We start from the raw sequence: 16,220 nt of genomic DNA on the forward strand, positions 1-16,220 counted from the left end.
AATATAAAGCTAAAGCCTCTGCAATTGCAGAGGCTTTTTTTATAACACTAAATCCAACGAAACTTAAATTTTAAATAATCAGATTATAATAAAAATGAAAACTAAGGCAACAAAAAATACTATTAATATTTCAATGATGATGTGCATGTGTACTTGTATTCGTATGTATCACAATCATTATGGTTGCCAAAAGCGGAATAGTTAATTTCTAGTTATAGTTCAAAACTAAGAGTCCTTTTGGTAACAATCCGAAAGGACTTTTTTTATTCTGTCAAATTTCAAAATCTATAAAAAATTTAAGCCATGTTAGGAGTTAAAAACAAATTCAAAAGAAAAAAAGGAAAAGTATTCGATTCACTCAAATTCACTCAAAATGCTAGTGAATTAAAAAATGATTTAAAAGTAACTATTGCAGAAAGATTGTTGGTGCAAATCAATTCGGGAGAAAACGAAATATTATTTATATAAATTCAAAAGTTATGAGCAATAAGGTAATAAGCATATCAGGATATTCAGGGAATGGAAATCAGTTTTTGGTGAAATCTTCTCAAATAAGCTTAGGCATAAGTAATTCTGTAGCTGGTGAAGAAGACAAAATCCCGTCACCAGCGGAATATTTACTAGCCGGATTTGCAGGAAGTATTAACGCAGTAGGGAAGTTGGTTGCCATTGAACTAGGAGTTGAGTTAAAATCTCTTGAAGTACAAGTTTCGGGAGAATTAGAAACTAAAAAATCCGAAGGGATTAAAACACGCTCTAGAGCCGGATTTAGAAAGATTGAAGTAGTGATTAAACCAACTTCAGATGCGCCTCTTGACGCTTTAAAACAATGGATGGATGAGGTTAAAGAAAGATGTCCTTTACGTGACAACTTGATAAATGAAACACCGGTTTCGCTTACATTATTAAAAGAATATAATGCAGCGTAACTCACAATAATAGTAGGTTTCTCTTATCTGAAATCTATTTAGTTTTTGTTTTTTGTTTGTTAAAACTGCCTCTGGAGTTTAGGCTGGGGGCAGTTTTTAAAAAAGAAGTTTTGGAAGAATTATATAAAATACGACTAAAGGAATTTAAGCTTGAAACTGATAAAAAGGTTGATGTAACTGTAACTCTTACGTATCAAGTTTTTGGAAAACCGTTGCACAGCGCACCAATTGTTTTAGTGAATCATGCTTTGACAGGAAATTCGAATGTAACAGGGGAGAATGGATGGTGGAAGGATTTAATAGGAGATGAGAAAGTTATAGACACTCAAAAATTTACAGTATTGGCTTTCAATATTCCAGGAAACGGTTTTGAAGACTCTGAAAATTTAATTGAAGATTACAAATATTACACAACAAAAGACATAGCTGCAATTTTTTGGAAAGGACTAGAACAACTAAAAGTTGAAAAATTATTTGCTGTGATAGGAGGGAGTTTAGGAGGAGGAATTGCATGGGAGATGCTTTATTTAAAACCGAATAGTATAGAAAACGTGATTCCAATTGCTACAAGCTGGAAATCTTCAGATTGGTTGATAGCAAATGTTTTAGTTCAGGATGCGATTTTAAATAATTCGAACAATCCAATACATGATGCAAGATTACATGCCATGCTTTTGTATCGAACGCCAGAGTCTTTGCAGGAGAAATTCAATGGAGAGAAAAACGAAGAAAATGATTTGTATAAAGTAGAAAGTTGGTTAAAACATCACGGTAATAAGTTGTCACAAAGATTTGAATTATCAGCTTATAAGCTAATGAACCATCTGCTCAAAACAATAGGAGAAAACAGAAACGAAAAATATTTACTAAACACAATTAATAACACAACAGCTAGAATTCATTTGGTGTCAGTAAACACAGATTATTTTTTTACAGCAAATGAAATCAAAAATGTTTACACTAAACTTAAACAACACAACGCAATTGAAGTTCAGTATTATGAGATCCAATCTAAACATGGACACGATGCTTTCTTGATTGAATATGAACAACTGAACAAATTTTTAGCACCTATTTTTAATTACTAAAACAAACAAGACAATGAAAATTTTAAAATTTGGAGGTAAATCTCTAGCAAATGGAAAAGGACTTAATCAAGTCACAGATATTATTGCCAAGCGATATTTTGATAATGAAAGTATTGCAGTAGTGGTTTCTGCAAGAGGAAATGCAACTAACGAGCTACTAGAAATTCTTGATTTAGCACAAAGCGGTAAACCTTATGAACGACAATTTGAAGAATTTGTAAAATATCAAACTAATAATTTAGAAGAGTCACTTTTTAATCAAGAATACGCAACATTGGCAAAGTTGTTTGAAGGAGTTAAGTTACTTGGAGATTATAGCGAAAAGATAAAAGATCAAATTATTGCTTTCGGAGAAGTTTTATCAGCAAAGTATATAACCCAAACTTTAAATTCAAAAGGGCTAAAAGCAAAATATGTTGATACTAGAGAGCTGATTAAAACCGATGCAAATTTTGGGAACGCCCAACCAATTGATTCCATTTCTAAAAAAAATGTTCTTAAATTTTTTGAAAATAAAGATGAAATTCATGTTGTAACAGGATTTATTGCTTCAACGGTTAATGGAGAAACCACAACTCTAGGTCGCAACGGAAGTAATTATACGGCTTCTTTATTAGCCAATTATCTTGATGCAGAAGAATTTCAAAACTTTACCCACGTAGACGGAATTTACACAGCAAACCCAGAGCTTGTTTCTGATGCAAAAAAAATAGAAAAGCTATCATTTAATGAAGCAAATGAATTAGCAAATTTTGGCACCAATATTCTACATGCCAAAACAATTATCCCTCTAGTAGAAAAAAATATTCCACTTCGTATTCTAAATACTTTTAACCCTGAAAGTGCAGGAACTCTAATCACTTCAGAGCAAACAGACGAAGGAATAAAATCGCTTTCAGTTTTAAATAATGTGTCACTTCTTAATCTTGAAGGAAGAGGATTGCTTGGTAAAACAGGTGTCGATGCCAGAATTTTCAGAGTAATGGCAGATAATAATATTAGTGTTAGCATAATTTCACAAGGTTCTTCAGAACGCGGAATAGGAATTGTAGTAAACACTGATAGAGCATCGGAAGCATTAATAGGATTAGAAAAAGAATTCGAAAATGATTTTTACACTCGCGATGTCAATAAAATTACTGTCGACGATAATATTTCGGTGATTTCAATTATTGGTCAGGATTTAAGTACTTTTCATAAACCTTACACTGCTTTAATCAGAAACAAAGTAGTACCTATTTTATTCAACAACACTACAACTGGAAGAAACATAAGTTTAGTAATCAAGAAACAGGACTTAAACAGAGCTTTAAATGTTATTCACGGTGAGATATTTGGCGTAACAAAAAAGATAAATATCGCTGTTTTTGGTCATGGAGTAGTTGGTGGGACATTAATCAATCAAATACTTATTTCTGCCAAAAAAATTGAGGAAAGAAAAGATATAAAATTGAATGTTTTTGCCATTGCAAATTCTAAAAAGGTATTGCTTAAAAAGGATGGAAACAATGAAAACTGGAGAGAAGAAATTTCAGAAAAAGGAATAAAATACACCATTACTGATGTGGTTAATTTCGCTAAAGAAAATCATCTTGAAAATTTAATTGCTATTGATAATACAGCAAGTAAAGAATTTGCTCAAAACTATTTTGAACTAATAGAAAATAGTTTTGATTTAGTGTCTTCAAACAAAGTGGCTAATACATTGAGTTACGATTTTTACAAAAAACTGAGAAACACGCTCGACAAAAACCAAAAAACATATTTATACGAAACCAATGTTGGTGCTGGTTTACCACTTATAGATACCATAAAGCTTTTACATCTTTCAGGTGAAAACATAACAAAAATAAAAGGAGTGTTTTCTGGTTCATTAAGCTTTTTGTTCAATCATTTTTCTAATGAAGATAAAAAGTTTAGCGAAGTGCTTAAAGAAGCTATAAGTAATGGATTTACTGAGCCGGATCCACGAGAAGATTTATGCGGAAATGACGTTGCTAGAAAACTTTTAATCTTGGCTCGTGAGTTGGATTTACAAAATGAATTTGACGAAATTTCAATTGAAAATCTTATCCCTGAATCATTAAGAAGTTTGTCAACTTCAGAGTTTTTAATTAATCTTCACGAGCTTGATGATCATTATAATAAAATTAAGATAAGTCAACGTCAAGGTAATGTACTTCGCTATATTGGAGAATTATCAGGAGATTTACAACAGGATAGAGGTAATCTTGAAGTGAAGTTGGTTTCTGTGCCAGAAAGTTCTGCTTTAGGACAATTAAGAGGTTCCGATTCAATTTTTGAAATCTACACTGAATCTTATGGTGAAAGACCTATCGTGATTCAAGGAGCTGGAGCTGGGGCTTCGGTTACGGCTAGAGGTGTTTTTGGAGATATTTTACGAATTGCTGACAGAGGTTAATTATGAAATCGCCAATAATAAAACGTTTGTTGAAAACAAACATCATTATGAAAGGCGATTCCATATGCTACCTATAAAAAATAAAATCAAAGCATATGAAAGTTACATTAAAAAGAGTCAATGATGATTATCATTTTGAATTGCAAAATGAACGAGGACATAAAGTGTATTTAGACAATAAAGCTGAATTTGGAGGAAGCGACTTGGCACCAAGCCCCATGGAATTGTTATTGATGGGAGTTGCAGGCTGTAGTGCTATAGATGTTATTTCGATACTAAAAAAACAAAGACAAAATATAACATCTTATTATACAGAAGTCGAAGGAGAAAGAGTGCAAATTGATGAAGCAAAGCCATTCAAGAAAATTACAGTTACAATTTATTTAGAAGGTGATATCGATGAACAAAAAGCACAAAAAGCGGCACAACTGTCTTTCGAAAAATATTGTTCGGTTTCCAAAACGTTAGAACCTACAGCGACAATAGATTATCGAGTAAAGGTGAATAATCAAACAGTATAAAGGATAATAAAAACAACAAACAACAAACAAAGCAATAAAATGAGTAATTCAGAATTTGGTTTGGAAACCCAAGCCATTCGCACACAGATAGAAAGAACCCAATTTTTAGAACATTCTGTTCCTTTGTATTTAACATCGAGTTTCGTATTTGAAGATGCCGAAGACATGAGAGCATCGTTTACCGAAGAGAAGGAACGTAATATTTATAGTCGGTTCACGAACCCAAATACAAGCGAATTTGTAGAAAAAATTTGCAAATTGGAAGGTGCTGAAGACGGTTATGCTTTTGCTACAGGAATGGCAGCAGTTTATGCAACATTTGCAGCTTTATTAAATTCAGGTGATCATATTGTTTCTGTTGGGAGTGTTTTTGGTTCGACACATACCTTGTTCACAAAATACTTTCCAAAGTGGAATATTACCACCAGTTATTTTGACATCAACAAACCGGACACGATTGAAAATTACATTCAGCCAAATACAAAAATCCTTTTTGCCGAATCGCCAACAAATCCAGCTGTCGATATTATCGACTTAGAATTTTTGGGAAAAATTGCTAAAAAACATAATCTTATTTTAATTATAGATAACTGTTTTGCGACACCATTGTTACAAAATCCAATTCAATATGGAGCCGATTTAGTGGTACATTCAGCAACAAAACTAATTGATGGGCAAGGAAGAGTTTTAGGAGGTGTAACTGTTGGAAGAGCTGATCTAGTGAGAGAAATTTATTTATTCTCAAGAAATACTGGTCCGGCTTTGTCTCCGTTCAATGCATGGGTACTGTCAAAAAGTTTGGAAACGTTGCCAATTCGTGTAGAAAAGCACTGTGAAAACGCAGTAAAAGTAGCTGAGTTTTTGGAAAGTCATCCAAACGTAAAACAAGTAAAATATCCGTTCCTAAAATCACATCCACAACATGAAATTGCTAAAAAGCAAATGAAGCTGGGAGGTAATATTGTCGCTTTTGAAATCAAAGGAGGTATCGTGGCAGGACGCAAATTTTTAGATAAAATTCAGTTGTGTTCTTTGTCGGCCAATTTAGGAGATACAAGAACCATTGTGACGCATCCAGCTTCTACGACTCACAGTAAATTAACTGAGGAAGAACGTTTAGCCGTAAGTATTACTGACGGTTTGGTTCGTGTTTCTGTTGGTTTAGAAACAGTTCAAGATGTAATAAATGATTTGAGCCAAGCACTCTCTTAAAAAAATTTGGTTTCTATAAAAATAGGTAGTAGTTTTGCCCTGTTCTTATACAAACTGAAGTTATCACGAAAGGCAGAGGGACTAGACCCAATGAAGCCTTAGCAACCCTACTCTTGTAGAAGGTGCTACATTCTACTCCATTTTGGAGAAAGATAACAAGAATACTTTTTTAGTATCTCTCTGTATTTCATGATGACATTTTATGTGTAAAAATTGGTAGCGAAAGGCTTGGGCTTTTTTGCAATCCATTTTCCCGCTATCCGCTATATCTTTTTGATGGCTGAGGTTCTCGAAGCCACCAAAAAGGATACCGCTACTATCGGGGCTAGTTAATAAACATTTAGATTTTTTGTTATCATGCCGAAAGCAAACATTTACGAAGAAATACAAAAAAGAATCCTAGTTCTCGACGGAGCGATGGGTACCATGTTACAACGCTATAAATTTGAAGAAGAAGATTTTCGAGGCGAGCGTTTCAAAGATTTTCCACATCCATTAAAAGGGAACAACGACTTGCTGTCACTTACGCAACCAGAAGCTGTGAAAGAAGTTCACCGTGCTTATTTCACTGCTGGTGCAGATATTGTGGAGACCAATACATTTTCTGGAACCACTATCGGTATGGCCGATTATCATATGGAAGATTTGGTATATGAGTTAAACTATCAATCCGCTAAAATTGCTCGTGAAGTTGCAGATGAATTTACCGATAAGCCTCGTTTTGTTGCTGGTTCAATTGGCCCAACCAACAGAACGGCTAGCATGAGTCCTGATGTAAACGACCCAGGATACCGTGCAGTTACTTTCGATGAATTGCGTATTGCCTACAAAGAACAGGTAGAAGCCTTAATCGATGGCGGAAGTGATATTTTATTGGTAGAAACTATTTTCGATACACTTAATGCAAAGGCGGCTCTTTTTGCTATTGAAGAAGTAAAAGAAGAACGCAATATCGACATTCCAATCATGGTGTCAGGAACGATTACCGATGCCTCGGGCAGAACTTTATCTGGGCAAACCGTAGAAGCATTTTTAATTTCAATTTCGCATATTCCATTGTTGAGCGTAGGTTTCAATTGCGCTTTAGGAGCCGATCAGTTAAAACCATATTTGAAACGCTTGGCACACAATACTTCGTTTAACATCTCGGCGCATCCCAATGCCGGTTTACCCAACGCCTTTGGACAATACGACCAAACTGCAGAAGAAATGCAGGAATTAATCAAAGAATATTTAGAAGATAATTTAATCAATATAATAGGCGGTTGCTGTGGGACTACTCCAGAGCACATTAAGTTAATTGCTGAAGTAGCTGCTAATTACAAACCAAGAGTACTGGAGGAAGCATAATGAGTGAAGGAGTTTATCATAAATATTTAAAATTATCGGGATTAGAGCCTTTAATCGTTACTCCCGAAACTAATTTTGTGAATGTAGGTGAGCGTACTAACGTTACTGGTTCACGAAAATTTTTACGTTTAATCAAAGAAGAAAAATATGAGGAAGCGCTTGATATAGCGCGTGCTCAAGTAGAAGGTGGTGCGCAAATCATTGACATCAACATGGATGAAGGAATGTTGGATGGTGTGTATGCGATGACCAAATTCTTGAATTTGATTGCTTCGGAACCGGATATTTCTAGAGTTCCCGTAATGGTTGACAGTTCTAAATGGGAAATCATTGAAGCTGGATTGAAAGTCGCTCAGGGAAAATGCGTGGTAAATTCCATTAGTTTAAAAGAAGGTAAAGAAGCTTTTTTGCATCATGCAAAACTGGTAAAACGTTATGGAGCTGCCGTAATCGTAATGGCGTTCGATGAAGTTGGTCAGGCCGATACTTACGATCGCCGTATCGAAATCTGTAAGCGCTCGTATGATATTTTAGTCAACGAAATCAATTTCCCAGCAGAAGACATCATCTTCGATCCAAATATTTTCCCAGTAGCAACCGGTATGGAAGAACACCGCCGTAATGCATTGGACTTCTTTTTAGCAACCAAATGGATCCGTGAAAACCTACCATACGCTAATATTTCGGGTGGGGTTAGTAATGTGTCGTTCTCGTTCAGAGGGAATGATAAAGTACGTGAGGCGATGCATTCTGCGTTCCTGTATCATGCTATAAAACACGGAATGACGATGGGAATCGTGAATCCAGAAATGTTGGAGGTGTATGATGAAATTGACCCTACGTTATTAGAATATGTTGAAGATGTTTTGTTAGACCGACGCGACGATGCGACCGAACGACTTTTAGATTTAGCAGAAAGCTTTAAAGGAGATGTCAAGTCAAATGAAAAAGCAGTTCAGGAGTGGAGAAGTGGTTCGCTACAAGACAGAATTACCCATGCTTTGGTGAAAGGAATCGATGAATTTATTGAAATTGATGTAGAAGAAGCCCGACAAACAGCAACAAGACCTATCGAAGTTATTGAAATCAATCTGATGGCAGGGATGAACGTAGTAGGTGATTTGTTTGGAAGCGGAAAAATGTTCCTACCCCAAGTAGTAAAATCGGCTCGTGTGATGAAAAAAGCCGTTGCTTACTTGCTACCTTATATAGAAGCAGAAAAAGACGGAGCAACATCATCAGCAGGAAAAGTGTTGATGGCAACAGTGAAAGGTGACGTCCATGATATTGGTAAAAATATTGTTTCGGTTGTTTTGGCTTGTAATAATTTCGAAATCATCGATTTAGGAGTGATGGTGCCGCCTGAGAAAATCATCGAAACAGCAATTAAGGAAAACGTAGATATCATTGGTTTGAGTGGTTTGATTACGCCTTCGTTAGATGAAATGGTTTATTTAGCCAAAGAAATGGACAAGCGTAATATCAAAATTCCAATCATGATTGGAGGTGCAACAACTTCTCGAGCACATACAGCAGTAAAAATTGCTCCAGAATATCGTGAAACTGTAGTGCACGTGAATGATGCTTCAAGAGCAGTTACTGTTGCTGGAAATCTTTTAAATAAAGATCGAAAAATTTATGCCAGTACCATTCGTGCAGAATATGAAGTGTTTCGAGAAACGTTTCTAAACCGTCAACGTGACAAGAGTTTTCATACAATAGAAAAAGCAAGAGCCAATAAATTACAATTGGATTGGGATAACTTCGATGCTAAAAAACCAAACTTCATTGGAACAAAAACCGTAGAAGTAAAGTTAGAAGAATTGGTTCCATATATCGACTGGACACCTTTTTTTAATTCTTGGCAGCTTTTCGGAAAATATCCAGCAATCCTAACAGATAATGTGGTAGGAGAGCAAGCCACAATTTTGTTTGCTGATGCTAAAAAAATGCTCAAACAATTGATTGAAGAAAACTGGTTGGAGGCCAAAGGTATTTACGGAATCTTTCCAGCAAATCAAGTGAAAGACGATGATATAGAATTGTACGATGAAGAAGGAAACGTTTTGGAAACATTTTTAACCCTTCGCCAACAATCGCAAAAAACAGTTGGGGCGCCAAATATTGCTTTGGCGGATTTCATTGCTCCAAAAGAAAGCAATAAAACTGATTATATGGGAGCTTTCTGTGTAACGACTGGTTTTGGAGTAGATGAAAAAGCAAAAGAATTTGAAGAAGCCAATGATGATTATAGTTCGATTATGGTAAAAGCTTTGGGTGATCGTTTTGCAGAAGCATTTGCGGAATATCTACACGAGAAAATTCGTAAGGAAATCTGGGGATATGCTTCAGAAGAACATTTGTCAAATGAAGAATTAATCAAAGAAGAATATAAAGGAATACGTCCGGCTCCAGGCTATCCAGCATGCCCAGACCATTTAGAAAAACCTACTATTTGGAATTTATTAAATGTAGAAGAAAAAATAGGTGTAAAACTGACAGAGAGTATGGCAATGTGGCCAGCGTCTTCAGTATCAGGATACTATTTTGGACATCCAGAAAGTAAATATTTTGGTCTTGGAAAAATTAAAGAAGATCAGGTGCGTGATTACGCACAAAGAAGAAATTGTACCTACGAATATGCCGAAAAATGGCTAAATCCAAACATAGCAGATTAAGATGAAAGTAACGCAACATATAGAAAAAGCCAACGGAAAAACTCTTTTTTCTTTCGAAATACTTCCTCCTTTAAAAGGACAGAATATTCAATGTATTTTTGACGGAATTGATCCACTTATGGAATTCAATCCTCCATTTATAGATGTGACCTATCATCGTGAAGAATACGAATTCAAAGAATTGGAAAATGGTTTATTACAAAAGAAAATTGTAAAAAAGCGACCAGGAACTGTTGGGATTTGTGCAGGTATTCAAAATAAGTATAATGTAGATGCTATTCCGCATATTTTATGTGGAGGTTTTACCAAAGAAGATACGGAAAATTTATTGATTGATTTGGATTTCCTTGGTATTGATAATGTAGTAGCATTGCGTGGTGATGCTGTGAAAAGTGAAATTTATTTTAAAGCTGAAAAGGAAGGAAACGCTTATGCTTCTGAATTGGTAAAACAAATCAGTGATTTGAATAATGGTTTGTATTTAGACGCTGATTTGCAAAACTCTAATGCAACCGATTTTTGTATTGGTGTGGCAGGTTATCCAGAAAAGCATATGGAAGCACCAAGTATGGATAGTGATATTTATTTCATGAAACAAAAAATTAAAAATGGTGCAGATTATATCATTACCCAAATGTTTTTTGATAACCAGAAGTTTTTTGAATATGTTGAAAAATGTAGAGCTGCTGGAATTACAGTTCCAATTATTCCCGGATTGAAGCCGATTGCAACAAAAAAACAATTGAATTTAATTCCACACCGTTTTAAGGTAGATCTGCCAGATGATTTAATCATGGCTGTTGTAAAAGCAAAAGACAACGATGCAGTAAAACAAATTGGAATCGAGTGGTGTATTGCACAAAGTAAAGAATTAGTCAAAGCTGGAATTCCAGTATTGCATTACTATTCTATGGGTAAAGCTGAAAATATTAAGGCGATTGCTAACGAAGTTTTTTAAAATATATGAGATTTAAAAAGGCTGCATTTTTGCAGCCTTTTAATATTTCGTCTTCTCTCTAAATACACTTTCTAAATCCTTGTTTTTCTGAGAAAGTTGTAATGTTTTTAATCCGTTGGCTTGAGCAAAATCAAAAACTGTGGGACGCATATCTTCAATCGAAGTAAAAGTTAATTCCCAAGTATTACCTTGTTTAGTAAATGAACTTATATTAGGAATTGTGGCAATTAGATTTTCTTCAACGATTTTATCAAATTCAACTTCAATGATTTGCTCAGTTACTTCTTGAACTAAATTTTCAATGGTGTTGTCAGTTACTATTTTTCCTTTATTGATAATGATTACTCGGTCGCAAATAGCTTCAACTTCCTGCATAATGTGAGTAGAAAGAAAAACCGTTTTGTCTTTGCCAATGTTTTTAATTAATTCACGAATCTCAACTAATTGGTTAGGGTCTAATCCAGTTGTTGGTTCGTCTAAAATTAAAACATCCGGATTGTGTAATAGTGCAGTTGCTAGTCCCACACGTTGACGGTAACCTTTCGATAATTGTCCAATCTTTTTATGTGCTTCGGGAGTAAGTCCAGTTAAAGTGATTACTTCATCAATGCGAGATTTATCTACTTTGTAAACATCAGCATTAAAAGTTAAATATTCTCTAACGTATAAATCTAAGTATAGTGGATTGTGTTCTGGTAAATAACCTACCGATTTTTGAACATCAATTTGATTCGCATTTACATCAAAAGCATTCACTTTGGCAACACCTTCATCAGCATTGATGTAGGTAGTCAAAATTTTCATTAAAGTTGATTTTCCTGCGCCATTAGGACCTAGAAAGCCTACGATTTCTCCTTTGTTAACTTTAAATGAAACATTGTCTAGGGCTTTTTGTGTGCCGTAGCTTTTAGAAATATTTTGAACTTCAATTGACATGTTAGGGTGATTTGCCACAAAAGTAATAAATTTTAATTATAGCTTGATTGTTAATTAATTGCTTAACGGTATAAAATTGTTTAACATTTTTGTAAATTTGTTAGACAAAAAATAAAATCATGGCAAAGAAAAAATCAATAGAAATAAACAAAGATGCTTTTGTGTCTATTTATTCAGATTATGTACTTACAAATGGTAAAAGGCCAAATTCTGTTTATGAGTTTGCGAAAAATAATGGGATGGAAGAGACAGATTTTTATAAATTCTTTGCCTCATTTGAAGCTTTAGAAGAACAGTTTTTTTCTGATATGTTGCATTATAGTTTAGGATTATTGTCTGCTACTTCAGAATATGAGAAGTATGATGCATCTCAAAAATTATCATGTTTTTATTTTACCTTTTTTGAAGTAGCTACAGCAAACAGAAGCTTTGTAATGTATTTGTTAAATCAAGAAAAAATGCCTTTGAGAAATTTAATGAAGTTAAAAACACTTCGTAAAGATTTCTTATCATATGTAAAAACCGTTTTAGCTACACCTTATAAAATAGAAAATCAAAAAATTACAGACATACAAAATCGAGTGGTGCATGAAGGCGCTTGGTTACAATTTTTGTCTATACTGAAATATTGGATGGAAGATACTTCTGTCAATTTTGAAAAAACAGATGTGTTTATTGAAAAATCAGTTAAAGCAAGTTTTGATATGGTCTATAATGTACCTATTGAAAGTATTTTGGATTTCGGAAAATTCATCTGGAAAGAAAAATTTGGAAATTTTAATACAAAAGGATGAAAAAAATAGATTCAATTCCAACGAATAAAATGGAACGTGTAGCCAAATTAGTGACTACAGGTGTTAAAGTAGGAGGGAATTACCTTAAATATTACGGCGAAAAAGTAGTTAATCCTAGCTTAACGAAAGATAAACTTCATGAAAATAACGCCACTGATATTTACGACGGACTTAAAGAATTAAAAGGGAGTGCACTAAAAGTAGCGCAAATGTTAAGTATGGAGAAAAATTTACTACCGCAATCGTATGTAGAAAAGTTTTCTTTATCACAATTTTCTGTACCACCTCTTTCTGCACCATTAGTACGTAAAACTTTTAAAAATTATTTTAAAAAATATCCTGAAGAATTATTTGATGAATTTTCTCTTGATTCTATCAATGCCGCAAGTATTGGCCAAGTGCACAGAGCCAAAAAAGAAGGGAAAGAGCTAGCTGTAAAGATTCAATATCCAGGGGTTAGAGAAAGTATAAGTACTGATATTGCTTTAGTTAAACCAATAGCGATTCGAATGTTCAATTTGCAAGGTACTTCTGATGAATATTTTCAGGAAGTTGAAGACAAACTAACAGAGGAAACAGACTATAAATTGGAATTAGAACAAAGTGAGACTGTTCGAAAAGAATGTTTAATCATCGAAAATTTAAAACTTCCAAGCTATTATCCAGAATTTTCTTCCAATAAAATTATTACAATGGATTGGATGAAAGGGGTGCATTTGTCTGAGTTTTGTGCCACTGAAACTTCACAAGAAAAAAGAAATCAAGTAGGACAGACACTATGGAATTTTTATATGTACCAAATTCATCAATTGAAAAAATTTCACGCCGATCCGCATCCGGGTAATTTCTTGGTTGACGAAGAAGCAAATTTAATTGCTATCGATTTTGGCTGTATGAAACAAATTCCGGAGTCATTTTATAAGCCTTATTTTGAAGTTTCAGCACCAAGTGCTTTGGCGGATATGGACTATTTTAAAATGAAGTTATTCGAATTAGAAATTTTAAAAGAAACAGATAGTCCAAAGGAAAAGGAATTTTTTACTGCTATGTTTCATGAATTGTTATCCGTTTTTACGGAACCAATTCACATGTCGGAATTCGATTTTGCTAATCCTGAATTCTTTGGGAAAATAGCCGCTTTAAGTGAAAAGTTTGCAAACGATAAGGAACTTCGTAAAATGAATGGAAATAGAGGTTCAAAGCATTTTATTTATGTCAACAGGACTTTCTTTGGGTTGTACAATTTAATGTTTGATATCAAAGCAAAAATTAAAATCAGCGATTTTGAAAAATACCTATCATAAAGGAAATAAATCCTATCTGCCTTCCAAAATTTGCGTCACATGTGAAAAACCATTTTCATGGCGTAAAAAATGGGAGAAAAATTGGGAAGAAGTAAAATATTGTAGCGATGCTTGCAGAAAAGAAAGTAAAAAATCATACGAATTATAATTTTTTGATTTGTAAATAGAACATTCAGATTATGACTTTACGATTGATTTTAGGAGATCAACTAAATACTAAACATTCTTGGTTTCAAGAAGAGGATACGTTATGCTATTTGTATGTTTTGATGGAAATAAAGTCTGAAACCGAATATGTGCTACAGCATCATCAGAAAGTGGTGGCTTTTTTCGCCGCGATGCGCAATTTTGCCGAAGAATTGAGATCCAAAGGTTTTCAAGTATATTATTTTAAAATTAACGATGCGGTTAATCATCATTCTTTTGAAAAAAATATTCAGTTTTTACGATCCCAATTTCAAGTAGAAGCGCTGCATTATCAATTGCCGGATGAATATAGATTGTATCAGGATTTTAAAAGTTTCAAAGGACTTTTTCCATTTGAAGTTAAAGCATTTGAAAGCGAACATTTTTATTGCAGTTTAAAAGAAATTGCAGACTTAGGTGCGGAAAAAAAATTCTATTTGCTTGAAAATTTTTACCGGCACTTACGGAAGAAATTCCATGTTTTAGTGGTAAATGATAAACCTATAGGAGGCAAATGGAATTTTGATTCGGAAAATAGAAACAAATGGAAAAACCAAGTGACTATTCCTAGCGCATTACTTTTTAAAAATGAAGTGACAGATATACTAGATGATTTGAAGGAAAAAGAAATTACCACTTTTGGAAAGCAACTAACCGTTTCAAATTATCCTAAATCAAGAAAACAAGCATTAGAACAATTGAACTATTTTTTAAAGTTTCTATTGCCTCATTTTGGTACGTATCAGGATGCTATGCATACGGAGGAAGCGCTATTGTTTCATTCTAATTTGTCTTTTGCACTGAATGTGAAAATGATAAGTCCTAAAGAAGTTGTCCAAGAAACCGAAAACTATTTTTATCAACATCAAGATACAATCGCATTAGCACAGGTAGAAGGGTTCATTCGCCAAATATTAGGTTGGCGTGAATATGTAAGATTGGTGTACTGGAATAAATTTGAAGAAGTAAAAACAAGTAATTTTCTAGAAAACAAATATCCATTAACTGAGGTTTTTTGGACAGGGAAATCAAAAATGAAATGTGTAGCAACATGTGCGCAAAACTCTTTGGACAATTCCTATGCGCATCACATTCAAAGGTTGATGGTGTTGGGTAACTATGCGCTATTGATGGAGACGCATCCGAATGAAGTAGATGCCTGGTATCTTGGTGTGTATGTAGATGCAATAGAATGGGTGCAGTTGCCCAATACACGAGGAATGAGCCAGTTTGCCGATGGAGGTATTGTAGCTACCAAACCTTACATCTCTTCGGGGAATTATATCGATAAGATGACTAATTATTGTTCGAATTGTAGTTATGATAAAAAAACCAAAATCGAAGAGAATAGTTGTCCTTTGAATAGTTTGTACTGGCATTTCTTAGATCGAAATAGGAATCGGTTTGAAAACAATCAACGCATGAAAATGATGTATGCCTTGTTGAATAAAATGGATAAAATGAATTAGAAAAAATAAATCAAAGAGCACAATTTTTAATCCAAACCAGAAATTGCTAAATACCAAATGAAGGAAGAAAAAATTATAGCACCGAGAAAAAATGCAAATTTAACTGTAGCAGAAATTGATCGAATTATTGAAATGGCGTGGGAAGACAGAACTCCTTTTGAAGCCATTGAATACCAATTTGGACTACCGGAAAATGAAGTGATTCAATTGATGCGAAAAGAATTGAAACGATCATCTTTTAATTTGTGGCGTAAGAGAGTGAACTCAGGCGTAAGCCAAAAACATTTGCACAAACGCAATCCCGAAATTAGCCGGTTTAAATGCAGTAGGCAAAGACAAATTACAGGAAATAAAATAGCAAAAAGATAGAATA

General features: G+C 34.0%; 15 protein-coding genes and 1 riboswitch. Of the genes, 14 read left to right on the plus strand and 1 reads right to left on the minus strand.

What is annotated here, in order from left to right; all coding sequences use genetic code 11:
* The first annotated feature begins 303 nt into the window (after positions 1–303).
* The 9 genes from BUC09_RS14750 to metF all read left to right on the plus strand — a co-directional run bounded on the left by BUC09_RS14750 (position 304) and on the right by metF (position 11,158).
* On the plus strand, positions 304–468 hold the full coding sequence (locus tag BUC09_RS14750; protein ID WP_159432935.1) for a hypothetical protein: 165 nt from the start codon (positions 304–306) through the stop codon (positions 466–468).
* Between the two features lie 11 nt (positions 469–479).
* Complete coding sequence (locus BUC09_RS04040; protein WP_073308880.1) at positions 480–929, plus strand: OsmC family protein; 450 nt, start codon at positions 480–482, stop codon at positions 927–929.
* A gap of 110 nt (positions 930–1,039) precedes the next feature.
* Complete coding sequence (locus tag BUC09_RS04045) at positions 1,040–2,017, plus strand: alpha/beta fold hydrolase (protein WP_073309054.1); 978 nt, start codon at positions 1,040–1,042, stop codon at positions 2,015–2,017.
* Between the two features lie 13 nt (positions 2,018–2,030).
* Positions 2,031–4,439 (plus strand): bifunctional aspartate kinase/homoserine dehydrogenase I, encoded by a 2,409-nt coding sequence (gene thrA, locus BUC09_RS04050; protein WP_073308882.1) that lies wholly within the window; start codon positions 2,031–2,033, stop codon positions 4,437–4,439.
* Positions 4,440–4,534: 95 nt separating this feature from the next.
* Complete coding sequence (locus tag BUC09_RS04055) at positions 4,535–4,960, plus strand: OsmC family protein (RefSeq protein WP_073308884.1); 426 nt, start codon at positions 4,535–4,537, stop codon at positions 4,958–4,960.
* Between the two features lie 39 nt (positions 4,961–4,999).
* Positions 5,000–6,172 carry a trans-sulfuration enzyme family protein gene (locus BUC09_RS04060; protein ID WP_073308886.1) on the plus strand — a complete coding sequence of 391 codons (1,173 nt, stop codon included), beginning with the start codon at positions 5,000–5,002 and terminating at the stop codon, positions 6,170–6,172.
* Between the two features lie 57 nt (positions 6,173–6,229).
* A riboswitch (SAM riboswitch) is annotated at positions 6,230–6,331 on the plus strand.
* A 198-nt stretch (positions 6,332–6,529) separates the two neighbouring features.
* Positions 6,530–7,522, plus strand: a complete 993-nt coding sequence (locus BUC09_RS04065; protein ID WP_073308888.1) for a homocysteine S-methyltransferase family protein — start codon at positions 6,530–6,532, stop codon at positions 7,520–7,522.
* Positions 7,522–10,200, plus strand: coding sequence for a methionine synthase (metH, locus tag BUC09_RS04070; RefSeq protein WP_073308890.1), 2,679 nt, complete (start codon positions 7,522–7,524; stop codon positions 10,198–10,200). Before BUC09_RS04065 ends, metH begins: the two co-directional genes overlap by 1 nt.
* Position 10,201: 1 nt before the next feature.
* Positions 10,202–11,158, plus strand: coding sequence for a methylenetetrahydrofolate reductase [NAD(P)H] (gene metF / locus BUC09_RS04075; protein ID WP_073308891.1), 957 nt, complete (start codon positions 10,202–10,204; stop codon positions 11,156–11,158).
* A gap of 39 nt (positions 11,159–11,197) precedes the next feature.
* On the opposite strand, the gene gldA is transcribed toward metF, so the two are convergent.
* Positions 11,198–12,094, minus strand: a complete 897-nt coding sequence (gene gldA / locus BUC09_RS04080) for a gliding motility-associated ABC transporter ATP-binding subunit GldA (protein ID WP_073308893.1) — start codon at positions 12,092–12,094, stop codon at positions 11,198–11,200.
* A gap of 119 nt (positions 12,095–12,213) precedes the next feature.
* Here gldA and BUC09_RS04085 point away from each other — a divergent pair, with 119 nt between their 5' ends.
* Genes BUC09_RS04085 through BUC09_RS04105 form a run of 5 tightly spaced genes read left to right on the plus strand, consistent with a single transcriptional unit; the run spans position 12,214 to position 16,216 of the window.
* Entirely contained in the window at positions 12,214–12,888 is a 675-nt protein-coding gene (locus BUC09_RS04085) for a TetR family transcriptional regulator C-terminal domain-containing protein (RefSeq protein WP_073308895.1), read from the plus strand.
* Complete coding sequence (locus BUC09_RS04090) at positions 12,885–14,192, plus strand: ABC1 kinase family protein (RefSeq protein WP_073308897.1); 1,308 nt, start codon at positions 12,885–12,887, stop codon at positions 14,190–14,192. Before BUC09_RS04085 ends, BUC09_RS04090 begins: the two co-directional genes overlap by 4 nt.
* Positions 14,173–14,340, plus strand: a complete 168-nt coding sequence (locus BUC09_RS04095; RefSeq protein WP_073308899.1) for a DUF2256 domain-containing protein — start codon at positions 14,173–14,175, stop codon at positions 14,338–14,340. Before BUC09_RS04090 ends, BUC09_RS04095 begins: the two co-directional genes overlap by 20 nt.
* A 31-nt stretch (positions 14,341–14,371) precedes the next feature.
* Entirely contained in the window at positions 14,372–15,847 is a 1,476-nt protein-coding gene (locus tag BUC09_RS04100; protein ID WP_234972515.1) for a cryptochrome/photolyase family protein, read from the plus strand.
* Positions 15,848–15,904: 57 nt separating this feature from the next.
* On the plus strand, positions 15,905–16,216 hold the full coding sequence (locus BUC09_RS04105; RefSeq protein WP_073308901.1) for a TIGR03643 family protein: 312 nt from the start codon (positions 15,905–15,907) through the stop codon (positions 16,214–16,216).
* Positions 16,217–16,220: the final 4 nt, after the last annotated feature.

This window comes from Flavobacterium terrae, assembly GCF_900142035.1.
GTDB classification, from domain to species: Bacteria; Bacteroidota; Bacteroidia; order Flavobacteriales; family Flavobacteriaceae; genus Flavobacterium; species Flavobacterium terrae.

Bases quoted from the DNA above. Each gene is read 5' to 3' on its own strand.
- BUC09_RS04065 (WP_073308888.1), top strand. From the start codon at position 6,530: ATGCCGAAAGCAAACATTTACGAAGAAATACAAAAAAGAATCCTAGTT.
- metH (WP_073308890.1), top strand. From the start codon at position 7,522: ATGAGTGAAGGAGTTTATCATAAATATTTAAAATTATCGGGATTAGAG.
- BUC09_RS04105 (WP_073308901.1), top strand. From the start codon at position 15,905: ATGAAGGAAGAAAAAATTATAGCACCGAGAAAAAATGCAAATTTAACT.
- BUC09_RS04055 (WP_073308884.1), top strand. From the start codon at position 4,535: ATGAAAGTTACATTAAAAAGAGTCAATGATGATTATCATTTTGAATTG.
- BUC09_RS04040 (WP_073308880.1), top strand. From the start codon at position 480: ATGAGCAATAAGGTAATAAGCATATCAGGATATTCAGGGAATGGAAAT.
- BUC09_RS04085 (WP_073308895.1), top strand. From the start codon at position 12,214: ATGGCAAAGAAAAAATCAATAGAAATAAACAAAGATGCTTTTGTGTCT.
- metF (WP_073308891.1), top strand. From the start codon at position 10,202: ATGAAAGTAACGCAACATATAGAAAAAGCCAACGGAAAAACTCTTTTT.
- thrA (WP_073308882.1), top strand. From the start codon at position 2,031: ATGAAAATTTTAAAATTTGGAGGTAAATCTCTAGCAAATGGAAAAGGA.
- BUC09_RS14750 (WP_159432935.1), top strand. From the start codon at position 304: ATGTTAGGAGTTAAAAACAAATTCAAAAGAAAAAAAGGAAAAGTATTC.
- BUC09_RS04090 (WP_073308897.1), top strand. From the start codon at position 12,885: ATGAAAAAAATAGATTCAATTCCAACGAATAAAATGGAACGTGTAGCC.
- gldA (WP_073308893.1), bottom strand. From the start codon at position 12,094: ATGTCAATTGAAGTTCAAAATATTTCTAAAAGCTACGGCACACAAAAA.
- BUC09_RS04100 (WP_234972515.1), top strand. From the start codon at position 14,372: ATGACTTTACGATTGATTTTAGGAGATCAACTAAATACTAAACATTCT.
- BUC09_RS04060 (WP_073308886.1), top strand. From the start codon at position 5,000: ATGAGTAATTCAGAATTTGGTTTGGAAACCCAAGCCATTCGCACACAG.